Raw genomic sequence first — 21997 nt, 5'->3', positions numbered from 1 at the left:
TTCGAACCTGGCGCACGAGTACGTTGGCAACGCGCGGGCAATCTTGGCCATCCGCCCCGGCGGTCGACAGGAGCCATCATCAAGGGCCGGAACCGCCCGATATCATTCGGTCGCGGCGGGCAACAATCGGCCAGGAGCGGTCATTGTGTGCCCACAAGCACAGGAGCAATTCAGCGCTTGAAGAGAATAAGCATAAACTTCATGAGCGCCACTGCACGTCAACCAATCAGCCTATGACTAGGTTGCCAATAGAATCGACAATCATAATCCGCTAAGATCCTAAAAGCTGACACCATTGTGTGGAAAAAAATGAAAATTGAAGAAGGCATTCAGGGTGATCTTTTTGCGCTTCCAGCCTTTGAGTCGCTGAGTTCGCTATTAGTTGATGATGGCAAGCCGCCTATTATCGTAATTGGTTGTGGCCGCCACAAGAAAAAATCTCCTACTCGTGCTAGTGAATTATATACTTCAGATAGATTCAAAATTTCAAGAGCAATAGCAACCAATATCGGAGCCGATTTTTTTGTGCTTTCAGCGAGGCATGGTCTTCTTGAGCCGAACCAAATTATTGAACCATACGATGTTGAAATCTCGGCTTTGAATGAGCAAGAAAAAAACCAATGGGCGGATTCTGTATTAAGGTCTATCAGTAGCTTTAGGGATGGTGCGACTGTCACGATCTTGGCTGAAAAAGATTACGCGCTTCCACTTATAAATCGCAATTCTCCAGATCATAGAATTAAAATACAAGCTCCTTTTTCGGAGCTCTCGCCGGAACATATACCACTTTGGCTGAAGCAAGCCGAACGAGTCAGTGTACGCATCAGAGATTTGAAAAAGCTATATATGTACATTGATGTGGCTCGAAAAGAAAAGCTTACGTTTAAATTTTCAGAGCTCCCCAGCAGAAAGCTTGCAAAGCGCGGAGTTTATATTTTTCTAGATCCCCGTGAGAAAAATTTTCTCAAAAATGGGCCAAGAATCGTTCGGATTGGCACGCATGCCGTAAGTTTAGAATCTAAATCCACGTTGAAAACTAGGTTGAGAAGCCATTTTGGTCAGATGGATGGTGGTGGAAATCACCGTGGATCTATTTTTCGGCTTCATGTTGGCAGAGCCCTTTTGGAGTCCAAAGAGTTAGACTTTCAGAGAGACTCATGGGGAGAAGGGCAGTACGCACCAATCGAGATTCGTGAGGGGGAAGTGGAACTTGAGCGAAAAGTCAGTATCTACCTTAGCGATCTAGAAGTTTTTGTTATCCCGATTGATGATGAGCCATCAAAAGACAGTTTAAGGGCCCATATCGAGACACAGCTTATAGCGCTTTGCACGGAAAATTTTGAACCTATTGATACATCTGAGCCTAAATGGCTTGGACATCATTCTCCCATGTCACCAATAGTCAAATCCGGCCTGTGGAATCTACGTGACGTGGCAAAAAAATATAAACCAGATGATCTTGGCTCAGTAGCCCACTTAATATCTTTGCAAGAGAACCTCAAGTAATGGATGACCTGACTGCAGCGACTCTTCGCCAGCCCTCATTGCCACGTTTTCTGTGCCATCTCTACCAACGTCTCCAGCAAGAGCGCTTGAATCTTGTGACAGGAGCAGGAATTTCAATTGATGCAGGCGTTCCAAACTGGTACGGCCTACTTGAACGGCTCGCTGCGACTCCTACCGCATTAGCAGGTGACTATCTAGCTCACAAGACTGCTGGGCTCACTCCTGAATATCTCGGCCAAATCATTTATAATCGACGTCGCAATATTGAAGATGATAGTTTCAACGAATCAGAAGAGGCGACAGTGAACCACGACTGGGCTTCTTCAATTCATGAAGCCATTTATAAAGATGTACCAAAGAATGTAGCGGATCTCTTTGAAAAACACCCATATTTGACAGAGTTAAGGGATCTAGCTAAAAAAATCCCCTTTGTTATTAATTTTAACTTTGATGATATTTTAGCGCAGGCTATCAGCTACAATCCTAAGCGCGAAAGTCAAAGCCGCTCATACTCTGTTGAGTGGCGACCAGCTCTACTAGATCGCTCAAACCACACAACTATATATCACGTCAACGGGCTACTACCTCAAGTCTCATTGAAAAAAAGAAGCCCTAGATTAATTTTTACGGAAGATTCCTTTGCTGATGCAATGGCAAGGGCCCCTGGAGTTAGCTCAGAATATATTTTTATGCGTTTTGTTCAAAATACAATGCTCATAGTAGGTCACTCATTAGCTGACGCTTCACTAAAAAATTATCTTCGCCTTAATCGAGATAAAAGCCCGGCAAATCATCACTACATGATTCATTGGATAAGCGACGTGGCTTCGCTAAGTTGCGAGCAGCAATCTGATATATTTAATGCCAATCTTGATCTCTACAATGTGTTCACAATTTTCTTAACCTCTGCAGAGATGAAGTCATTCTTTTCTCTTTTGGGTTTAGACAAGCGTACATTCAGCAACCGGCTTGACGAAATGGGCGAGGATAGACGTTCGCGTTGGCATTATTATATCGTCGGCCCAGTGGCTGCGGGCAAGTCTTCGCTGCTGGAGCACCTTCGCTGTTTCGATACTCACGAAGAGTGGACGCAACCACCACCACCTGAAATGTATCGATCATTTGATACATTAAGTGAAGAAGAAGCCAAGAAGGTAGACAGCTTCGTTTATAGTGAGCTTAAGGAAAAAAATAACAGGATGCATTCGGCACCGGTTGGTTTCCACTTTATGGATAGAGGCCCGCTTGATTTGTACGCGTTCTCCAAAGACATAGAGGAAAAAAAGAAAAAAACTTCTGAAATGAAGAGCGTCATTACGCGTCATCGTGAGTGGCAAAACGGAGAAATCATCTTCTTAGAGGCGAACGCATCAACACTAGTATCGAGAAACTATTCTCGCGGCAGATCACCAGACCAATCTGGGAAAGAAGATTATCTTGATGCTCAAACAAAAGCGCTGAAAGCTATTTATAATCCTAAATTTGTTTTTAACACTGAAGGTCAAACGCCAGGACAGATAGCGAAAAGAGTTGTTAGAAGGGTTTTGCTCAAAAACTACGACCCCACTAACCTGATGAACATAATGGATCAGTATGTTTAAGTTTAAAGTTTCACGCAGGCCGCGCGCATACTTGGCAGCACCTCTATTCAATGATATGGAGCGGAGCTTTAATGCAAAAATTGAATCATTGATATCTCCTTTTATTGATGTGTTTTTACCGCAGCGAGATGGTGGGTTACTTACAAAGCTTGTGGCAGATGGAATGTCACTGAAATTAGCAAAACAATATGTTTTCAAAAAAGATATCGAAGCTATAGCCAACTCAGACATCGTAATTGCAGTGCTGGATGGCCGCACAATAGATGAGGGCGTTGCTTTCGAACTGGGGTACGGCTATGCACTTGGGAAGTTATGTATAGGGCTGAAAACTGATGACCGTACTCTACTTGTCACTGGCGACAATCCTATGATCACAGAAAGTTGCCACAAACTTTTAACCTCGGAAGATGAGCTAGTAAATGCAATACGGCTCCCATCTGAGTTTTTCTCATCTTGAGGCTACGCACGCCGTACGCGGAACGTTATTAGCTAGAATGCACAAGTTTGGGATGTTTGAAAGTGTTGTGGTCAGCGCGAAATTGTTTGAACCGCTGAAAGGGACAATAGGAGACAGACCACGGTTTTGGCTTGAATAATCAGACAGAAGCGAAATTAAACGTGGTCTTTCCCTTATTGCTGCACCCTATTGGTCACATGTCCGGTTTTCGAGAGCGTCGAACAGATGCAGACAGTTAAGCTCTAGGAGATTGCTGAACCTGAATAGCCGGCTGGATACGGACTCTCTGCCTTATTTCCTCATAGATGGGGAGCTGGACACCTTCGCCGACTTCAAACGAAACGGCTATGCCGTATGGTACGGGTGAGTCTATAGCAGCAGCTTCTTTTCGGCAGTTGACCTTTATTACTAAGCTGTCGCCATCTACAAAGGGGTGAGCCGATTGACCTTCGAAAATTTCATGCTGAAGCGTGCCTCGCTTTACCGCTTGCCATCCTGATCTGCCACTAGAAGCCTCTTGTCTTTGGTTCGCGATCTGGTTGTTGGCTTCGAACCACATGCTGGCACATCTGTATTTTTGATTGCTGGGCTGAACGGGTGATATCCATGCCAGCGTTATGGTTAATCTTCGCCACTCCCTAACAGAACTCAACGACGGTGGGAGCGGCAGCCTGAAAAGATGTGCTTGCCCATCGAGCAATTGGCCGTATCCCAGTACTGTTGCCCTTTGTGCTGTACACTCTAGAACTTTTTGAATGTCCGGCACCCCATAACCCAGCCAGCGGCTTGCAAAGCTAGCGGGCGCCGTTACATGTTCCAAGGTGCTAATAACTTGAGTCAGCCTTTCCCCGGTTTCTCCCCAGGAGCATCCGTGTACAAGCATCGCTTTTAATAATGGTGCGGTGTAGCTGTCGAGATAACCGTCTATAGAGCTACTGCTCAATATATCCATTAGGGTAGTATGACACTGCACGGCGGCCCGACTTGCTAGTGCAGTAGAATTACTGGTTCCGCGAGTATAGCCAGTTGAGTCAAGAGCCCCTTGATTCCCTGGTATGGCAACTTTGTTTCCTGGTGCTCTAAGGGTGCTGCTGGGTGAAAGGCTAACCGGTTGACTGCCTATATATGGCTTGTCATATAAAATCTTCCCGCCTGGAAGAACAAGGTCAGGTTTTATAGATCGTCTATACCCGCTTCCAAAAGAAGACACAGGGCTTGGAAGTGGCATGGTGTATGGATCGAATCGATTACCAACGAATGTATTGCTGTCGCCATCAAAGTGAATTGATCCCACACAGATCCCATTGATGCTTTCAGCAGGAGAAAGGATGGATCGAGAGCGTGCGTTTATGAGGATGGATCTTACGGTTAAGCTTTCTAGTTCACCGGGAGAAAGCTGTTCTAGGTTATCTAATGTGGTATCAAGAGGGACGGGGGAAGTCTGGTTTCCCGCGCTAATAATAAATAGAATGCCGTATTTTGAGCTTAGCCAATCTAGCAGTCTGGCAAGCGGGCTCATATTTTGCGAGAACTGCCTGCTGTAGTCGCCAATCGAAAGATTTATGATCCTGACAGTAGGTGCGGCGGCTGCCTCCTCCCCATCACCCTCTAGTATTCTTTTTACAGCTCGATGGATGAGATCAACAGGCAGTATGTCGGTTGGAATGCTCTCTCGTCTTGGTGATCTGAAATCCCTTTCATCAGGGCGCATTATGGGTCTGATATAAATCGGGCTTTGAAGTGGACCCAGCCCACAATTTAGATCACCATGGATGGCAAGGGAGGCCATTGTCGTGCCATGTATACGCTCTACAGCAGGATAGTCTTCTGCCCAGCCATCTGGGTCATCTATGATTAGCCTGCTTTCTAAAAGACTATGATTTGCAAGCGGCATACCATCAAGAATAGCCAGAACAGGCAAGGTGGTAGCAGGCAAGACCCTGTCCATCTGCAGCGGCTCAGAGTAATCCTCTGCCGGCTCTTCCCCCGAAGAAATTTGCCCAATTGGGCGGAAGAACATGATGTTGTCACACTTAACGAGCTCTGTTTCTGGCGTACTGATAATTTCTTGAATTTTATTCGCTGGAAGTTCTGCCAGTATGGCGTGGTACTGTATGCCGCTAACGACACTACTGCTGATGACTTGACCTTGAAGTTGCTCGATTAGGTCAGTAACTGTACGTTCACTAGCTGCTCTTCGAGAATCAGAGTCCCTATACCAAAGCTCTGCTTCGAAGCGTATGGGGCGGTCTTGTAGCTCGGGGTCGTTAAGCTCTTCCTGCCAAACATCAAGGACGCCTGTTTCGATAAGCCTATCTTGAAGGCCCCACCGACGGATATCCAGAAGTTGACAGAATACGTCTCTGAACTTAGTTAGGCCTCTGTCAAATTTTAACTTTTCGTCATCTTGATCTTTGTAGCGCTGCCAAAGTGAAAGTAGTTCTGTCAATGCTTGTTGGTTGGTTAGAACTAGGTAAAGCCTGCCATTTAGAGATTTTTCGGGGGACTCGGTATTGAAAAAATCTTCATCGGGCGGAAGGTTTTCAACTTCTATCTCACCAAGCCATTCTAGACCATCGATTTTCTTTACTGCTTTAGAGAAGTCGTCAACTGTTCCGGCGGTTTCAATTACTAAAACTTGTTCTGGATCAACACCGGCGGCCGTTTGAAGCACTTCGGCTCTGCGAGCCTCAAAGGCCTCTTGCAACTGTGTAAGCTTAACACCAACGCGCTCGCCCTGTTTTTGATGGGTGGGTTTGTGCAGGTTATTAACTGGAGGAGCTAGTTTTGTTCGTGATGCATCTTGGGGCTGTGGAAACCACAGTAGTGGCCGCTCAGTCATCCGTTACTCCCGGTCGTCCTGGTAGGTTGTTTTAGCTGTCTGCGCTGGCCATAGTTTCAATTCGTTAGAAACTATATATTTTGTATTTGAGCCTGGTTGGTCAAGGGCATGCCTGCGAAGCACGTTAATGCAGAACTCTTCGACCTCCGAAAAATTGTATCCTTGAAACTTTCTGGCAAGGTATTCAGAAGAGAGGCCAAAATCTAATTTTGCATTCTTTTGGAACCGTTCAAACCATTCAGTTAATCTTGACCGCGTTGGGGCGGGGATGTCTATTCGAATTTGAAAGCGTCGCCATACTGCTCTGTCTAGTAATTCAGCGTGATTGGTTGCGCCTATGACGACAACATGGCTAGGAAGGTTGTCGATCTGGAGGAGTAGTGAGCTTACAACGCGTTTTATTTCGCCGGTCTCGTGTGTGTCTCCTCGCTCTTTTCCTAGCGTTTCAAATTCATCAAAGAATAGTACGCATTTTCTTGTTGCTGCGTATTCAAAAAGTTTCCTGATCCGGACTGCTGTTTCACCAAGATAGGTGCCGACTATGCTTTCATATCGGACGACTAAGAGAGGAACCATGAGCGCTTCGGCGATTGCTTCGGCTAGGGATGTTTTGCCATTGCCGGGTGGGCCTATTAATAGAACTCGGTTCCTTGGTTCAAGATTATAGGCTCGTAGAAGATCGGCGCGGTGATGCTCTTGGACTAACTCTGTAATTATGTTTTGCACTTCATGAGGTAGTATGAGATCGCTTAGTCTTTTTTGTGGAGTTACTTCGCTGACAAGGTCTCTTATAGATGATCCAGAGATTGCGCCAAAGGAAGCTTGAGGCGGGGGGGCTTCAATTACTCTGGAAAGTACTGTTTCAAGTCGATCCGCCAAGACCTTATGCTGCTTTGATCTTTCTTCTGCGATTATAGCTTCGGCAACTTTTCGAAACTTCGATTGATTGCCGGCAACTCCTGACTGAACTAGGCTAACAAGTAAGTCGGCCCTCGCCATAATTTTCTCCTGACACTGCCTGTCGGGCAGTAATTTAAATTCGGTGGTCGTATCGTCTTGCTATCGGGATAGCCTTGAACGTCATCGGTTTGGCTTTGAGGTTGATTGTACCGTAGCACTCCACCGGAGGTCTTCGTCCTGATAAGGGAATGGCCCTGGAAGCGAGGTGAAATCATCTGATCCAGAGCGTGATGGTCGGTTCGTCTCAGGGCTGGCGGGGACTGCGGTGTGCTGTATCGACTTGATGCACTCGTCCCCAAACGCTACATGATGGCGCATGCCATCTGCGTCCGGGAATTCTGCTCTAGAGATGAGGAGGACTTTTTGACCCCTTGATAGCAACAGGATGGAAGGAGTGTGCCTTGACGCCCCTGACTTACCAATACCTGCGCGAAAAGGTGCGAAAAGGAGATTTATTTATAGGACAGATTGACCGCTCCTGGCCGGTTTCTGCCGGTTCTCACAACCAGTTTTGGGTCAAGAACAAGGAATCCCTACTCCGCCCATAGCCCCCTTCCCGCACTGCTAACGATCATGGCGAGGTCCTTGTCGCACCACATATCAGGCCGAGACGCTGCAGGTGCCGAGGCCATGGGGCGCCGCGCGAAAAGGTGCCAGGCGCTCGGCGCGGTCGGAGAGCTCGGCCAGCGCCGGATAGCGCGCCGGCTCGATCAGCTCGGGCAGCATCTGCACGGCGAACTGCCAGGCCACCGCCGTGCTGACGGCGGCCTGGTCGATGTTCGCCTCGCTCAGTTCGGGCACCCGCCCTTCCCACTCGTCCTGCAGCGCCTGCAGGGCGGCGTACAGTTGGCCGGTCACCCGCTCCAGCCAGGGCTGGTGCAGCTTCTCGCGCGGCCTGAGGTTGTGCTCATAGACCACCTGTACGCTCTTCTCGCAGGCGGCCAGGGCCAGGCCGATGCGGCGCAGCACCTGCGTGCGCGGCGCCAGCGCGCTCGGCATCAGACTGCGCGGCGCGGCCAGGGTCTCGGCGTAGTCGAGGATCAGGCCGGAGTCGATCAGCACCGTGCCGTCGTCGCAGATCAGGGTCGGCGCCTTGACCAGCGGGTTGATCCGCTGGAATTCGTCGAAGGTGCTGAACACCGACAGGGCGCGGTGCTCGAAGTGCAGCTCGAGCAGCTGCAGGGAGATCGCCACGCGGCGGACGTAGGGTGAGTCGAGCATTCCGATCAGCTGCATGGCGGCTCCTTGTGCGCAGGACTATGAGTCGCGCAGCTTAACCCTCGGGGCACGCCGCGCGCACCAGCGCCCGATGCCGCGCCCGTTCAGCCGTAGATCGCCGGCTCGCGGTAATGCCGCGGGCAGGCCTGGCCGTCGGCGCGGAACAGGTGGCACTTGTTGGCCATCAGCCCGGCGGCGAAGGTCTCGCCCACCGCCACGCGGCGGTCGCCGTCGCTGCGCAGGGTGATGATGTGCTCCACCCCTTCCAGGCTCAGGTAGATCAGGTTGTGATCGCCCAGGCGCTCGGCCACGCTGATCTGCCCGTAGAAGGCGAAGTCGGCCTGCTCACTCGCGACGAAGTGCTCCGGGCGCACGCCCAGGGTCAGCTGCTCGCCGGGCTCGACGCCGGCGCCGTCGACCAGCACCTGCATGCGGTAGCCGCCGGGCAGTTCGATCTCCACCGCCTCGCGGCTGGCGCTGAGCGCGCGCACCTGGAGGAAGTTCATCTGCGGCGAGCCGAGGAAGCCGGCGACGAAGCGGTTGCGCGGGTAGTGGTAGAGCTCCAGTGGCGCGCCGACCTGGGCGATGCGCCCGGCTTCGAGCACGACGATCTTGTCGGCCATGGTCATGGCTTCGACCTGGTCGTGGGTGACGTAGACCATGGTGGCCTTGAGGCGCTGGTGCAGGCGCGAGATCTCGATGCGCATCTGCACGCGCAGGAAGGCGTCGAGGTTCGACAGCGGCTCGTCGAACAAAAACACCTTGGGCTCGCGCACCAGGGTGCGGCCGATGGCCACGCGCTGGCGCTGGCCGCCGGAAAGGTCCTTGGGCTTGCGTTCGAGCAGCGCGTCGAGCTGCAGGATACGCGAGACCTCTTCGACCTTGCTGCGGATCTGCGCCTTGCTCACCTTGGCCAGCTTGAGGCCGAAGGCCATGTTCTCCGCCACCGTCATGTGCGGGTAGAGGGCGTAGGACTGGAACACCATGCCCACCGAGCGCTCCATCGGCGGCAGCTCGTTGACCCGCTGGCCGTCGATCAGCAGCTCGCCGGAGCTGATCTCCTCCAGCCCGGCGATCAGCCGCAGCAGGGTGGACTTGCCGCAGCCGGAGGGGCCGACGAAGACCACGAACTCGCCGTCGGCGATGTCCAGGTCGATGTTGCGGGTGATGGCGGTGCCGTCGTAGTGCTTGCAGATGTTGCGCAGGGTAAGGCTGGCCATGGGATGCCTCTCGAGAGGGGCCGGGCAGCGATGGACTCGGCCCGGCCGGAAAGCTTGATAAACCTGCAGGAGCCGGGGCTCCTGCAAACGCAGGGGCCCTAGCCCAGCAGGCGGGCGAAGCCGAAGCCGTGGGCCGGCAAGTGTACCCAGCTGCCGAGGAACTCGGCAGTGCTGGCCGGCACGCCCTCCAGCGGCTCGACCATCAGCGGCAGGTCGTAACGTCGCTCGCGGGCGCCGAGGTTGAACAGGCACAGCCAGGCCTGCTCGCCCAGGCGTCGCTCGAACACCAGCAGGTCGTCGTCGTGGTGGCGTATGCGGATCTCGCCCTCGATCAGCAGCGGCTGCTCCTGGCGCCAGGCGAGGAAGCGCCGGTAGCTGTTGAGCATCGAGGCCGCGTCGGCCTCCTGCACGTCCACCGCCAGGGCGCGGTGGCGTTCGTCCAGCGGCAGCCAGGGCCGCTCACTGGAGAAGCCGGCGTGGGCGCCGTCGCGGCTCCAGGGCATCGGCGTGCGGCAACCGTCGCGGCCCTTGAACTCGGGCCAGAAACGGATGCCGTAGGGGTCGACCAGGTCTTCATAGGCCAGCTCGGCCTCCGGCAGGCCCAGCTCCTCGCCCTGGTACAGGCACACGCTGCCGCGCAGCGACAGCAGCAGCGCCATCAGCAGGCGGCCGCGCGCCGGGCTCTCCTCGCCGGCCAGGGCCCAGCGGCTGATCACCCGCACCACGTCGTGGTTGCCTACCGACCAGCAGGGCCAACCGTCGCCCAGTTCGCGCTCGATGCTCTCGATAGTGTGGCGGATGAATGCCGGGCTGCACTGGGCGGTGAGCAGGTCGAAGGAATAGGCCATGTGCAGGGTGTCGCCGCCGCTGGTGTAGGCGGCCATGGTGCGCAGCGAGTCGTCGCAGCCGATCTCCGCCACCGTGGCGGTGCCGGGGTAGCGCTCCAGCAGCGCGCGCAGGCGGCGCAGGAAGTCGAGGTTCTGCGGCTGGGTCTTGTCGTACAGATGGCGCTGGTAGGCGTAGGGGTTGTCGGCGCGCACGCCGATGCCGCCCTCGCGGATATCCGGGTTGGGCGGGTTGTTGCGCAGCGCCTGGTCGTGGAAGTAGAAGTTGGCGGCGTCCAGGCGGAAGCCGTCGACGCCCAGCTCCAGCCAGAACTGCATGTCGTCGAGCAGTTGCTGCTGCACCGCCGCGCAGTGGAAGTTGAGGTCCGGCTGGCTGGCCAGGAAGTTGTGCAGGTAGTACTGCTTGCGCCGGCCGTCCCAGCTCCAGGCCGAGCCGCCGAACACCGACAGCCAGTTGTTCGGCGGCGTGCCGTCCGGGTTCGGCTCGGCCCAGACGAACCAGTCCGCCTTGGCGTTGCTGCGGCTGCTGCGGCTTTCCTCGAACCAGGGGTGCTGGTCGGAGCAGTGGTTGAGCACCTGGTCGATGATGATGCGCAGGCCGCGCTCGTGGGCGGCCGCCACCAGCGCGCGGAAGTCGTCGAGGGTGCCGAACAGCGGGTCGACGCCGCGGTAGTCGGAGACGTCGTAACCGAAGTCCTTCATCGGCGAGGTGAAGAAGGGCGACAGCCAGATGGCGTCGACGTTGAGGCTGGCGATGTAGTCCAGCTTGGCCAGCACGCCGGGCAGATCGCCGACGCCGTCGTCGTTGCTGTCGAGGAAACTGCGCGGGTAGACCTGGTAGATGACGCCGCCGCGCCACCATTCCTTGCGGATAACAGCCATACAGCAAAGCCTTTTGTTGTTCGTGGTGTGCTTACCACTCTAGGCAAGGGTGATCGCTGCCACATCCTCCCCGGCGGGGTTTTCACCGGCGTAGCTTTCGGCCGGCAAGGGGGAGGAGTTTTCGGGATGGACACCGCGGGCGCGGGGGCGAACCGTAGGGTGCGCTGTGCGCACCAATCCGCGCTTACTGGGAGGAACGACACGCACGACGGCGATCCTGGGAAATGCATCGGTGCGCACGGCCTAGGCGGCCCCGCGACACCCTGCGAGGTCGGGGTATCGGCTCTCCCCTACTCGCCCTGAATCTTGCTCAGCAGGCTGCGCGCCAGCTGCACCGCCTCGCTGCGCTGGGTGATGGCGAGCTTCTGGTAGAGGCTGCGGATATGCGTCTTGATGGTGGTCGGGGCGACGTTGAGGTGCTCGGAAATCTGCTCGTTGGACAGCCCGGCGTGGATTAGGCTGAGCACCTGCCATTCGCGCCGGGTCAGCGGCGAATGGCGGATCAGCTCGGGCACGTCGGGACGGTTGATGATGTCCTGAATCACCGCCTCATCCAGGGTGATGCGGATCGCCCGGCTGAAGTCGCGCTGCTGCTGGGCCAGCTGGATCAGGCGTTCTGCGCGCTGCTGCTCCAGCTCGTCGAGCCGGCGCTCGAGCTGCAGCGCCTTGAGCATGGCGATCAGCGGCTTGCCCAGGCTGAGAAAGCTGCCGATGGCGCCGGTGCCGCTGGCCAGGGTCAGCGCCTGGTGCAGGTGGTCGAGGCTGCTCTGGCGCTCCTCGCGTTGCCAGTAGGCCAGCGCCTGGAGGATATGGTTGCGGTTCTGGTCCATCACCAGCTGATGGCGCTCGGCGTCTAGCTGCAACTGGCGCAGGATCGGCAGCGCACGCTCGCCCTGGTTCAATGCCAGGTAGGCGCGCACGTGGTTGCGCGCGTTGCCCTGGGCGAAGTGGTTGGCCCCGGGCTTGAGCGGCGGCGCGGTGGAAAGCCACTGGCGGATGCTGTCCTTGTCCTGGGTCGAGTCCCAGTAGGCGAGCATCGCCGCGTGGGCGTTGGCCTGCCAGTCGATGTGGTAGTCGTCGCCGGCCAGCAGGCTCTTCAGCCGGCCGATGTAGTCGGCGCACTGGCTCTGCTGGCCCCGCGCGTGGGCGACGCGGGCGAGCAGCACGTAGCACTGCAGGAACCAGTGATCGCCCACCGCATCGAGGATCTCCAGGCCCTGCAGGGCGCACTGCTCCGCCGCATCCAGGTGGTGCCATTCCAGCAGCACCTGGCCGCGCACGCGGTGGATGAACTCCATGATCGGGGTGACCGGCAACTGCTCCTGCTCGATGTACTGCAGCGCCCGCTCCTGCAGGTTGTAGGCCTTCTGCAGATGGCCCTGGGCCACGGCGATCTCCGACAGCTGGCCGAGACTCCACAGCACCGGGTGCGAGGCATTGATCTGCTGCGCGCGGCGCACGGTCTCCTCGTGCTGCTGCTGGGCCTTGGCCAGCTCGCCCTGGACGAAGTGCGCCTCGGCCAGCACCGACATCGCCGCCACCTTGGAGGTGCGCATGGTCAGCGGCTCGAAGGCCAGCGCCTGGCGGGCGAAGGCCATGGCGCGCTGCTGGTCGCCCTGGTTGATCGCCACCTGAGCGCGTACCGCCTGGTAGTCGGCCTCGATGCGCTGCCACTGTTCGGCGCTGAACTGCTCGCGTTGCACCGCCTCGCCGGCCTGCAGCCAGCGCTCGACCTGATCGCTCTGATACTGGTTCTGCGAGGCCCAGGCCTGCAGCAGGGTGAACAGCGGGGATTCGGCCACGCGGCTCTCCGGCAGCACGGCCAGGCAGCGCTGCAGCAGTTCCAGGCGGCCCTGGCGGTAGAAATGCCGGCCATGGGCCTCGAGGATCTGCGCCACCCGCTGCGGGTCGCGCGCCAGCAATGCATGGCGCGCCGCCTCCTCGGCCATCTTCTCCTCCAGCAGCGCCTCGGCGGCGCGCAGGTGCAGTTCGGCGACGCGCTGCGGCTGGTGGGTGGACAGCTCGTTGCGCAGGAAGCTGGCGAACAGCGGGTGGTAGGCGAACCACTGGCGCAGCGGGTCCACCGCCTGGATAAACAGGCCGCTGCGTTCCAGGGTTTCGAGCATCTCGCGGCCGTTGCAGCTGTCGGTCAGACGGTCGGCCAGCGCCGCACTGAAGCGCTCCAGCAGGCAGGTGGACTGGAGGAAATCCTGGGTGGCGCCGTCCAGGCCATAGAGCACCTGCTCACGGAAATAGTCGCGGATATAGGGGTGACCGAGCTGCAGCGCCTCGAGGAACAGGTCCATGCCGCGCCCGGTCTGTACCTCCTGCAGGGTCAGCTGCAGGGCGCAGGGCCAACCGCCGATGCGCCGGTTGAGGCGCTCGACCTGCTCGCGGTTTACCTCGATCCGCAGGCCCAGCTCCAGCAGCGCCTGTACCTCGTCCAGCTCGAAGGCCAGCTGGCCGGCATCCAGCGCCAGCAGCTGGCGCTTGACCCGCAACTCGGCGACGCCGAGGTCCGGCAGGCCGCGGCTGCACACCAGCAGGGTCAGCCAGTCGGGGGCGTTGCGCAGAAAGAAGCGCAGCGCGGCGATCACCTCGCGGTTGCGCAGCACCTCGAACTCGTCGAGCACCAGCAACAGCGGCGCATGCTCGGCCGGCAGCTCGGCGAGCAGGCGGGTGAGCAGGCCGTCGAGGCCGTCGTCGCCCTGCTCGGCGCGGCCGACGCACTGCGGGCAGCCGCCGTCGAGCTGGCGATGCAGGGCGTTGAGCAGGTAGCGGCCGAACTGCCGCGGGCTGTTGTCGTTGCCGTCGAGGTTGAGCCAGGCCACGGCGCCGGCAAAGGCCGCCGCCCACTGGCTGGCCAGCACGGTCTTGCCGAAGCCGCTGGGCGCCTGCAGCACGGCCAGGCGCACCTGCGGCAGGCGCTGCAGCCACTCGTCGAAGCGCGGCCGCGGCAGCAGGCCGGGATGCAGCGCCGGCGCAGCGAGCTTGGCCGGTATCAGGGGCAGGGGCGGACGCGCCGCTGTGGTCATGATCCTCTCCCGTTATTTGTAGTTGTCCGGGCTATGGCGAATCTTACATCGGTATCGGGGCGGCGGGTTCCACCACCCTACCCCTTAACGCCCCCCGCGGTCAGCCCACCGACTATCCACTTCTGGCAATAGAGGAACACCGCGGTGATCGGCAGACCGGAGAGCACGGCGGCGGCGGCGAAGTCGCCCCACAGGTAGTTCTGCTCGTACAGGTACTGCTGGGCGCCGACCGACAGGGTCAGCTTGTCCACGTCCAGCAGCAGCACCGAGGCCATGGGGTATTCGGTGATGCTGGTGATGAAGGCGAGGATGAACACCACGGCGAGGATCGGCACGCTCATCGGCAGCAGGATGTGCACGAAGGCCTGCCAGGTGGTGGCGCCGTCGACGATGGCGGCCTCCTCCAGCGAGGCGTCGATGCTTTCGAAGTAGCCCTTGATGGTCCAGATATGCAGGGCCATGCCGCCGAGCGAGGCGACGATCACCGCGCCGTGGCTGTTCACCCCGAGCCAGCCGGCGTGCTTGCCGAGCTGGTCGAACAGGGCGTAGATGGCCACCAGCGACAGCACCGGCGGGAACATCTGGAAGATCAGCATGCCCTTGAGGATCGGCCCCTTGCCGGCGAAGCGCATACGGGCGAAGGCATAGGCGCTGGTGGTCGACAGCAGCAGGATCAGCGCCGAGCTGATGAAGGCGATCTTCACCGAGTTCCACAGCCAGGTCAGCACCGGGAACGGCGGCTGGGTCACCGAGCCATCGGCATGCTGGTAGGGAATGCCAAGGGCCAGCGACCAGTGCTCCAGGGTCGGGTTGTCCGGCAGCAGGCTGCCGGTGGCGAAGTTGCCTTCGCGGAAGCTGATCGACACCACCATCAGCAGCGGGAAGACGATCAGCGCGATGAAGCCGAGCAGACCGGCATGGGTCAGCCACAAGCGGTATTTCACGGATTTCGGTTGCACCATCGCCATGGCGGGTTCCTCAGACTTTGACTTTCGACAGTTTCAGGTTGAGCCAGGCCAGCGCGCCCACCACCAGGAAGATCAGCGTGGCGATGGCCGCCGCCAGGGCGAAGTTCTGCCCCGAGTCCTGGAAGGCGATGCGGTAGGTGTAGCTCACCAGCAGATCGGTGGTGCCGGCCGGGGTGGTGGCGCCGATGATGTCCGGGCCGCCGCGGGTCAGCAGGGTGATCAGCACGAAGTTGTTGAAGTTGAAGGCGAAGCTGGCGATCAAAAGCGGCGCCAGCGGCTTGATCAGAAGCGGCAGGGTGATCTTCAGCAAGTTGTCCAGGGGCGTGGCGCCATCCATCGCCGAGGCCTCGTAGAGGTCGCGCGGAATGGCCTGCAGCAGGCCCATGCACAGCAGCAGCATGTAGGGGTAACCCAGCCAGGTGTTGACCATCAGGATCATCGAGCGGGCCAGGGTCGGGTCGCTGAACCAGTCCGGGCGGATGCCGAACAGGCCGTTGAGCAACAGGTTGATCTCACCGAAGTTCTGGTTGAACAGGCCGCGGAACACCAGGATGGAGATAAAGGCCGGCACCGCGTAGGGCAGGATCAGCATCAGCCGGTAGAACGCCTTGCCGCGCACCAGATCCCACTGCAGCAGGCTGGCCAGGACCAGGCCGACGGCCAGGGTGAAGAGCACGGTGAGGCCGGCGAAGGCCACGGTCCAGACGAAGATCTCCAGGAACGGGCCGCGGATGCTCGGGTCGGTCAGTACCCGGGTGAAGTTGCTGGTGCCGGCAAACACGGTGAAGCCCGGCGCCACCTTGTTGCCGTGGCTGTCGAGGTAGAAGCCGGTGGTATGGTCGGGCTCCAGGCGCTCGTTGCTACGCGTGTTGAGCAGGTCGCCGTTTTCCAGCAGGCGGTACAGCGGCTTGACCGCCGCCACCTCGCGCAGGCCGTACAGACGCAGCAGCTCGCCGTCGCTGCCGCGCAGCACCCACTGCTCGAGCTCGGCGCGGCGCTGGATCACCTCGCGCAGCGCCAGTGCCTCGCCCAGCTCGCCGGGTTCGCGTTCGGCCCTGAGCGCCAGCGGCTCGCCGGCCGCGTCGCCGGTCGCATCCCCAACGAGAGGCGGCGAGACGAACGCGCCGCGCTCGCCCTTGTCGACGCGCAAACGCAGCTCGCCGGCCTCATCGCGGTGCAGGCTGAAGGCGTAGCGCTCGCCGGCCAGGTAGGTCTGGCGCAGGTGATAGCGCTGCACCTGCTCGAAGCTCAGCAGATTGCTGCCGCTGTAGTTGGTGAAGCCGATGCCCACGGTGTACAGCAGCGGAAAGATGACGAACACCAGCATGCCCGCCAGCGCCGGGTAGATATAGCGATGGGCGTAGGCGCGGCGGCTGATGAACACGTAGCTGGCGATGCCGGTGACCACCAGCCCGAGCAGGGCGAAGGCCAGCTGCTGCTGGGCGTAGAGCGCCAGCACCAGGTACAGCGCCAGGGCGTTGAACAGGCCCCACAGGCTCCAACGCAGGCCGGCACGCAGGGATGGCAGGGAAAACAGTTTCATGGGCGTACTGGCCACGGCGGCGGAAAGATTGACGACGGACATCAGGTTTATAGCCTCGGAGCGGGGCCGCCGCGACGCCAGGCGTCGACGGCGGCCGGATTTCACTTGGCGATGCGCTTGGCGGCGTCGTCCAGCGCGGCGTCCACGGTCTGCCGACCGGAGGTGATGTTGCTCAGCGCCGGCGCCATGGCCGACCAGAAGGCGCCCATCTCCGGCACGTTGGGCATCGGCTGGCCGAGCTGGGCGTTGTCGAAGGTGGCCTTGATCAACGGGTCGCTGGCCAGCTCGGCCATATAGGCCTTGTTCGGCACGGCGCCGAGCGGCACGTCGGCGCTCACGGTCTTGAGCCCCTCGACCTGCAGCAGGTAGTTCTCGAGGAACTCCACGGCCAGCGCCTGGTTGGGGCTGGCGGCGTTCAGCGCGGCGGCCATCACCCCGCTGAAGGGCCGGCTCGGCGCGTCGCCGACCGCGGGAATCGGCGCCACGCCGAAATCGATGCCGCTCTTCTTGGCGTTGGCCCAGGCCCAGGGGCCGCTGATGAACATGGCCGACTCGCCCTTGTTGAAGGCGGCCTCGGCGACGCTGTAGTCGGCGCCCTTGGGCATCACCCCGGCGTCGATCAGCGCCTTGAGGGTCTGCGCGCCCTGCTTGGCGCCGGCGTTGTTGACCCCGGTGCGACTGGTGTCGTAGCCGCCCTCGGCGGCGGCGAAGGCATAGCCGCCGTTGGCGGCCAGCAGCGGCCAGGTGAAGTAGGTGTTGTTGTAGTCCCAGAGGATGGCGCGCTTGCCGGACTTGGCCAGCTCGGCGTTGAGCGCCAGCACCTCGTCGAAGCTGGCCGGCGGGGTCGGCACCAGCGCCTTGTTGTAGAGCAGGCCGATGGCCTCGACCGCCATCGGGTAGCCCCACAGCTTGCCGCCGTAGGTCACCGCCTCCCAGGCGAAGTCCTCGATCTCGCCCTGGACCTTGGCGCTGGGGGTGATCGGCGAGATCAGCCCGCTCTGCGCCCATTCGCCGAGGCGGTCGTGGGCCCAGATGAAGATGTCCGGGCCGTTGCCGGTGGCGGCGGCCTGCTGGAACTTGTCGGTGGCACTGTCCGGATGGGCCACCTCGACGGCGATGCCGGTGTCGGCGGTGAAGCGCTCGCCGACCTTGGCCAGACCCTTGTAACCCTTGTCGCCGTTGATCCAGATGACCAGCTTGCCCTCCTCGATGGCGGCCTGGGCCGGCAGGGAATGGCTCAGGGTGGCGGCGAGGCCGATGGCGACTGCGCTGAGCAGCGTCTTGTTCATGTCTTGTTGTCCTCGTGGCTTCTTGTTTTTGATCCACAACCGCGGCGAGCCGGTGAGCGCTCTGCCAGCCCGGTCATCCTCGACCGAAAGGGCAAGCGCCACATCCTCCCCGGTCGCGCTCTCGAGGGCGTAGAAGCGGGGGCGTAGTCTGCCAGCGCCTCCCTGAAAAAAGTATGCACCCCTGCCCCTTCTGCGCCTGTTGCAGGCGGCGTGGTGCGGGTGTACTGGAGGCTCGCCAGTTGCGGGAGAACCCCATGCGCCGCCCTTCGTTGCCTACTTCGCTCACCACCCTGGCCTGCGCCCTGCTCTGCCAGTTTGCCAGCGCCGAGCCGCAGCTGCAGGCCTGGCTGGATCAACGGCCAGTGCCGCTGCAATGGAATAACTCCGCGCCGCAGCGCTACAGCGTCGAGCTGGAACTGAGCGCCGGCCAGTTGCGTCTGCAGGCGCCCAATGCCAGCGGCAGCGCCCAGCCGCTGGCCTTGTACCAGCGTCAGGACTGGCACGCGGGCAGCTCACTCAGCCTGCAGATCGGCGAGCCCGGCCGCTATCGCCTGCTGTTTCAGGAAGACGCCCAGCCCCATCTGCGCCTGCTGCCGCTGCGCGAGCAGGCGCCGCGCAGCACCTGCCGCACCTGGCAGGGCGAGGCGCTGAGCGTCGCGGTCGGCCAGGTATTCGCCGATGGCGAGGTGCTGCGCGATGCCTACAGCGGCCAGTTGGCCACGGTGGAAAACGGCCGTATCGAGCTGACCCCGGCGGCGCATAGCGACGGCCTGCTCCTGCTCGAGCCAACCGAGCCGGCGCCAGCGCCCGCCCACGACTGGCGCAATGCCACGGTGTATTTCGCTATCACCGACCGCTTCGCCAATGGCGATACCGGCAACGACCGCAGCTACGGGCGCCAGCCCGACGGCGAGCAGGAGATCGGTACCTTCCATGGCGGCGACCTGCGCGGCCTGACCGGCAAGCTCGACTACCTGCAGCAGCTGGGGGTCAACGCACTGTGGATCAGCGCGCCCTTCGAGCAGATCCATGGCTGGGTCGGCGGCGGTGACAAGGGCGACTTTCGCCATTACGCCTACCACGGTTACTACGCCCTGGACTTCACCCGCCTGGACGCCAACATGGGGACGGAAGACGAGCTGCGCGAGCTGATCGCCCAGGCTCACGCCCGCGGCATCCGCGTGCTGTTCGACGTGGTGCTCAACCACCCCGGCTATTCGACCCTGGCCGACATGCAGGCGCTCGGCTTCGGCGCGCTGCGCGGCGGCATGCAGCAGTACCTGCCGCCGCGCTGGAGCGACTGGCAGCCGGAGAGCTTCGAGAACCTGCACGCCTACCACAACCTGATCGACTACCAGCACGACGCCTGGCGCCAGTGGTGGGGCAAGGACTGGGTACGCGCCGACATCGCCGACTATGACAGCCCGCCCAGCGTGCTGGTCGACCCGCGCCAAGGCTCGCTGGCCTTCCTCCCCGACTTCAAGACCGAGAGTCAGCAGCCGGTGTCCCTGCCGCCCTTCCTGCTGCGCAAGGCCGACACCCGCGCCGTGCCACGCGAGGGCTACCGGGTGCGCGACTATCTGGTGGAATGGCTGAGCTTCTGGGTGCGCGAATTCGGCGTCGACGGCTTTCGTGCCGATACCGTCAAGCACGTCGAACTGGAGAGCTGGGCGGCGCTGCGCCAGGCAGCCGACAAGGCGCGCGCCGAGTGGTCGGCGGCCAACCCCGATGATCCCATGAGCGGCAGCCCGTTCTGGATGGTCGGCGAGGTGTTCGGCCACGGCCCGCAGGCCAGCGTTTACCAGGACCACGGCTTCGACGCGCTGATCAACTTCGACTTCCAGGGCGAGCTGGCCGCCAGGGGCAGCGAGTGCCTGCGCCAGATCGAGGACGGCTACCGCGACTACGCCGAGCTGCTGGCCAACGACGCGCGGCACAACTTCATGAGCTACGCCTCGTCCCACGACACCTCGCTGTTCTTCGCCGACCAGGGCCATCAACTGGCGCGCCAGCGCGGCCTGGCCGGAGCCCTGCTGCTGGCACCCGGCGCGGTGCAGATCTACTACGGCGACGAAAGCGCGCGCCCGCTCGGGCCCACGGGTTCGGACCCGCACCAGGGCACGCGCTCGTCGATGAACTGGGACGCCCAGCAGCAGGCGCCCATCGCCGAACTGCTGGCGCACTGGCGCCTGCTCGGCCAGTTCCGCGCGCGCCACCCGGCCATCGGCGCCGGCCGCCACCAGCAGCTGTCCACCCAGCCCTACGCCTTCGCTCGCACCCTGGGCAAAGACCGGGTGGTGATAGTGCAAGGGCGATAAGCGCATATGCCAACGCCAACCCGTAGGGTGTGCTGTGCTCACCAACAGGACCCGATATGACACCCGAACAACAACGCCGCCAAAGCCAACTGGCCTTCGCCGCCAGCCGCGCCGAACTGGAGGTGGGCTCGCTCGCCGGTTGCCCGCTGCCCCTCGAACACCTGCTGGCCACCCGCCCCGCCAGCCCCTGGGTACGTCGCCATTTCTCCGGTGGCCTGACCGCCGAGGTCTACCAGCTGGAGGCCGGCGGCCAGCTGTGGACGCTCAAGCGCGCGCGCAACCCGTGCAAGGTGCGCAACCCCGACGGCCAGACCTCCTTTCTCAACGAGGTGCAGCGCCGCGCAGAGCTGCAGGCCTTGAAACAGCAGCCGGCCTGGGGCGAGGCCCTGGCCGGCATCGTCGAGACGCGTTACGCCAGCTACCGCCAGGGCCTGCTGCTGTCGCCCTGGATCGCCGGCGAGGCGATCGGCGAATGGGACGAGCGGCGCCTGCTGCAGCTGTTCGATACGCTGCTGGCGCTGCTGCAGCTGGGCTTCTTCGAGTGGGACCTGTGCCCCGGCAACCTGCTCGACGACGGCCGCATCCGCCTGTTCGACTTCGGCTATATGTACCGCTTCGAGCCGCTGCACAGCTTCAACAGCAACGGCCAGCTGACCCCGCAGTGCCACGCCGCCGAACGCTTCGAAACGCGCTGCTACTACGCCCACCTGCTGCACCTGGAACGCGAGCGCGGACAGAGCGCCGCGCTGGCCGCGCTGGAACTGGAAAAGCGCATCGCCCTGGAGTGCTACCGGCGCCTGCGCAGCCATCTGGCTGGACGCGGCGCCAGCGCCACGGTACTGGCCTGGCTGCAACGCATCATCGACCAGTGGCAGGACGCGCTGGGCGGCGGCCTCGACGGCCTGTACCTGCGCGAGGCCTGGCGCTCGCACCTGAGCGATCTGGAGGACGACCTCGGCGGCCAGACCTGCACGCCGCTGACCCTGCAGCGCATCGACTGGCTGCAGCAATGCCTGCACGAGTGCGGCGCCCAGCTGCAGCGCCTGGAACTGCTCGCCGGGCGCACCCCGGACGCCTGGCGCGCCGAGCTGGAACAGGCGCTGCAGCAGGCGCATGAGTGGCAGGTTGGTGAATAGGCAGAGGGTTGGTGCGCACAACCTAGGCGGCCCCGCGCGCCCCCTACAAAAGCCTGCCGTGCTCTTAGGGTGCGCCGCGGCGCACCGCGGCCTCGGTGGCTCTTTCTGCATACCACATCCAGCGGCGACAACCCGACCGGATCGGGAATAGGCGCCGGCCTGGCAGATCGGCGTTTA

General features: G+C 60.4%; 14 protein-coding genes. 5 read left to right on the top strand and 9 right to left on the bottom strand.

Annotated elements, in window-relative coordinates:
• The first annotated feature begins 309 nt into the window (after positions 1–309).
• The 3 genes from ACIGFL_RS06355 to ACIGFL_RS06345 are packed head-to-tail and all read left to right on the top strand — an operon-like array spanning position 310 to position 3564.
• A complete protein-coding gene (locus ACIGFL_RS06355) occupies positions 310–1506 on the top strand; it encodes a DUF6884 domain-containing protein (protein ID WP_397496513.1) in 1197 nt (398 codons plus the stop codon).
• On the top strand, positions 1506–3107 hold the full coding sequence (locus ACIGFL_RS06350; RefSeq protein WP_397496512.1) for an SIR2 family protein: 1602 nt from the start codon (positions 1506–1508) through the stop codon (positions 3105–3107). The genes ACIGFL_RS06355 and ACIGFL_RS06350 overlap by 1 nt, the downstream gene beginning before the upstream one ends.
• Positions 3100–3564, top strand: a complete 465-nt coding sequence (locus ACIGFL_RS06345) for a nucleoside 2-deoxyribosyltransferase (RefSeq protein WP_397496511.1) — start codon at positions 3100–3102, stop codon at positions 3562–3564. The genes ACIGFL_RS06350 and ACIGFL_RS06345 overlap by 8 nt, the downstream gene beginning before the upstream one ends.
• Before the next feature lie 235 nt (positions 3565–3799).
• On the opposite strand, the gene ACIGFL_RS06340 is transcribed toward ACIGFL_RS06345, so the two are convergent.
• The 9 genes from ACIGFL_RS06340 to malE all read right to left on the bottom strand — a co-directional run bounded on the left by ACIGFL_RS06340 (position 3800) and on the right by malE (position 18366).
• Positions 3800–6406: a S8 family peptidase gene (locus ACIGFL_RS06340; protein ID WP_397496510.1), complete on the bottom strand. Its 2607-nt coding sequence runs from the start codon at positions 6404–6406 to the stop codon at positions 3800–3802.
• A 3-nt stretch (positions 6407–6409) separates the two neighbouring features.
• Complete coding sequence (locus ACIGFL_RS06335) at positions 6410–7405, bottom strand: AAA family ATPase (protein ID WP_397496509.1); 996 nt, start codon at positions 7403–7405, stop codon at positions 6410–6412.
• 561 nt (positions 7406–7966) lie between these two features.
• Positions 7967–8602, bottom strand: coding sequence for a glutathione S-transferase (locus ACIGFL_RS06330; protein ID WP_397496508.1), 636 nt, complete (start codon positions 8600–8602; stop codon positions 7967–7969).
• 86 nt (positions 8603–8688) lie between these two features.
• Positions 8689–9804 carry a maltose/maltodextrin ABC transporter ATP-binding protein MalK gene (gene malK / locus ACIGFL_RS06325; RefSeq protein WP_397496507.1) on the bottom strand — a complete coding sequence of 372 codons (1116 nt, stop codon included), beginning with the start codon at positions 9802–9804 and terminating at the stop codon, positions 8689–8691.
• Between the two features lie 98 nt (positions 9805–9902).
• Complete coding sequence (locus tag ACIGFL_RS06320; RefSeq protein ID WP_397496506.1) at positions 9903–11531, bottom strand: alpha-glucosidase; 1629 nt, start codon at positions 11529–11531, stop codon at positions 9903–9905.
• A gap of 290 nt (positions 11532–11821) precedes the next feature.
• A complete protein-coding gene (gene malT / locus ACIGFL_RS06315; RefSeq protein ID WP_397496505.1) occupies positions 11822–14566 on the bottom strand; it encodes an HTH-type transcriptional regulator MalT in 2745 nt (914 codons plus the stop codon).
• Between the two features lie 77 nt (positions 14567–14643).
• The gene (gene malG / locus ACIGFL_RS06310; protein WP_397496504.1) at positions 14644–15534 is read right to left on the bottom strand and encodes a maltose ABC transporter permease MalG; all 891 of its coding nucleotides are present in this window, start codon (positions 15532–15534) and stop codon (positions 14644–14646) included.
• A gap of 10 nt (positions 15535–15544) precedes the next feature.
• Positions 15545–17077 carry a maltose ABC transporter permease MalF gene (gene malF, locus ACIGFL_RS06305; RefSeq protein ID WP_397496634.1) on the bottom strand — a complete coding sequence of 511 codons (1533 nt, stop codon included), beginning with the start codon at positions 17075–17077 and terminating at the stop codon, positions 15545–15547.
• Positions 17078–17178: 101 nt separating this feature from the next.
• Positions 17179–18366, bottom strand: coding sequence for a maltose/maltodextrin ABC transporter substrate-binding protein MalE (gene malE / locus ACIGFL_RS06300; protein ID WP_125881655.1), 1188 nt, complete (start codon positions 18364–18366; stop codon positions 17179–17181).
• A gap of 254 nt (positions 18367–18620) precedes the next feature.
• Here malE and ACIGFL_RS06295 point away from each other — a divergent pair, with 254 nt between their 5' ends.
• Together ACIGFL_RS06295 and ACIGFL_RS06290 are read left to right on the top strand one after the other, a co-directional pair.
• Complete coding sequence (locus ACIGFL_RS06295) at positions 18621–20684, top strand: alpha-amylase (protein WP_397496503.1); 2064 nt, start codon at positions 18621–18623, stop codon at positions 20682–20684.
• A gap of 56 nt (positions 20685–20740) precedes the next feature.
• A complete protein-coding gene (locus ACIGFL_RS06290) occupies positions 20741–21820 on the top strand; it encodes a hypothetical protein (protein ID WP_397496502.1) in 1080 nt (359 codons plus the stop codon).
• The last annotated feature ends 177 nt before the right edge of the window (positions 21821–21997 follow it).

The sequence above is a fragment of the Pseudomonas sp. NPDC077649 genome, from assembly GCF_044542855.1.
Lineage (GTDB): Bacteria > Pseudomonadota > Gammaproteobacteria > Pseudomonadales > Pseudomonadaceae > Aquipseudomonas.
This window is presented reverse-complemented; position numbering and strand designations above follow the sequence as displayed.

Excerpts from the sequence above, each read along its gene's own strand:
- malT (WP_397496505.1), bottom strand. The coding sequence starts at position 14,566 with ATGACCACAGCGGCGCGTCCGCCCCTGCCCCTGATACCGGCCAAGCTC.
- ACIGFL_RS06335 (WP_397496509.1), bottom strand. The coding sequence starts at position 7,405 with ATGGCGAGGGCCGACTTACTTGTTAGCCTAGTTCAGTCAGGAGTTGCC.
- ACIGFL_RS06345 (WP_397496511.1), top strand. The coding sequence starts at position 3,100 with ATGTTTAAGTTTAAAGTTTCACGCAGGCCGCGCGCATACTTGGCAGCA.
- ACIGFL_RS06355 (WP_397496513.1), top strand. The coding sequence starts at position 310 with ATGAAAATTGAAGAAGGCATTCAGGGTGATCTTTTTGCGCTTCCAGCC.
- ACIGFL_RS06320 (WP_397496506.1), bottom strand. The coding sequence starts at position 11,531 with ATGGCTGTTATCCGCAAGGAATGGTGGCGCGGCGGCGTCATCTACCAG.
- ACIGFL_RS06340 (WP_397496510.1), bottom strand. The coding sequence starts at position 6,406 with ATGACTGAGCGGCCACTACTGTGGTTTCCACAGCCCCAAGATGCATCA.
- malE (WP_125881655.1), bottom strand. The coding sequence starts at position 18,366 with ATGAACAAGACGCTGCTCAGCGCAGTCGCCATCGGCCTCGCCGCCACC.
- ACIGFL_RS06330 (WP_397496508.1), bottom strand. The coding sequence starts at position 8,602 with ATGCAGCTGATCGGAATGCTCGACTCACCCTACGTCCGCCGCGTGGCG.
- malF (WP_397496634.1), bottom strand. The coding sequence starts at position 17,077 with ATGAAACTGTTTTCCCTGCCATCCCTGCGTGCCGGCCTGCGTTGGAGC.
- ACIGFL_RS06295 (WP_397496503.1), top strand. The coding sequence starts at position 18,621 with ATGCGCCGCCCTTCGTTGCCTACTTCGCTCACCACCCTGGCCTGCGCC.
- ACIGFL_RS06350 (WP_397496512.1), top strand. The coding sequence starts at position 1,506 with ATGGATGACCTGACTGCAGCGACTCTTCGCCAGCCCTCATTGCCACGT.
- malG (WP_397496504.1), bottom strand. The coding sequence starts at position 15,534 with ATGGCGATGGTGCAACCGAAATCCGTGAAATACCGCTTGTGGCTGACC.
- ACIGFL_RS06290 (WP_397496502.1), top strand. The coding sequence starts at position 20,741 with ATGACACCCGAACAACAACGCCGCCAAAGCCAACTGGCCTTCGCCGCC.
- malK (WP_397496507.1), bottom strand. The coding sequence starts at position 9,804 with ATGGCCAGCCTTACCCTGCGCAACATCTGCAAGCACTACGACGGCACC.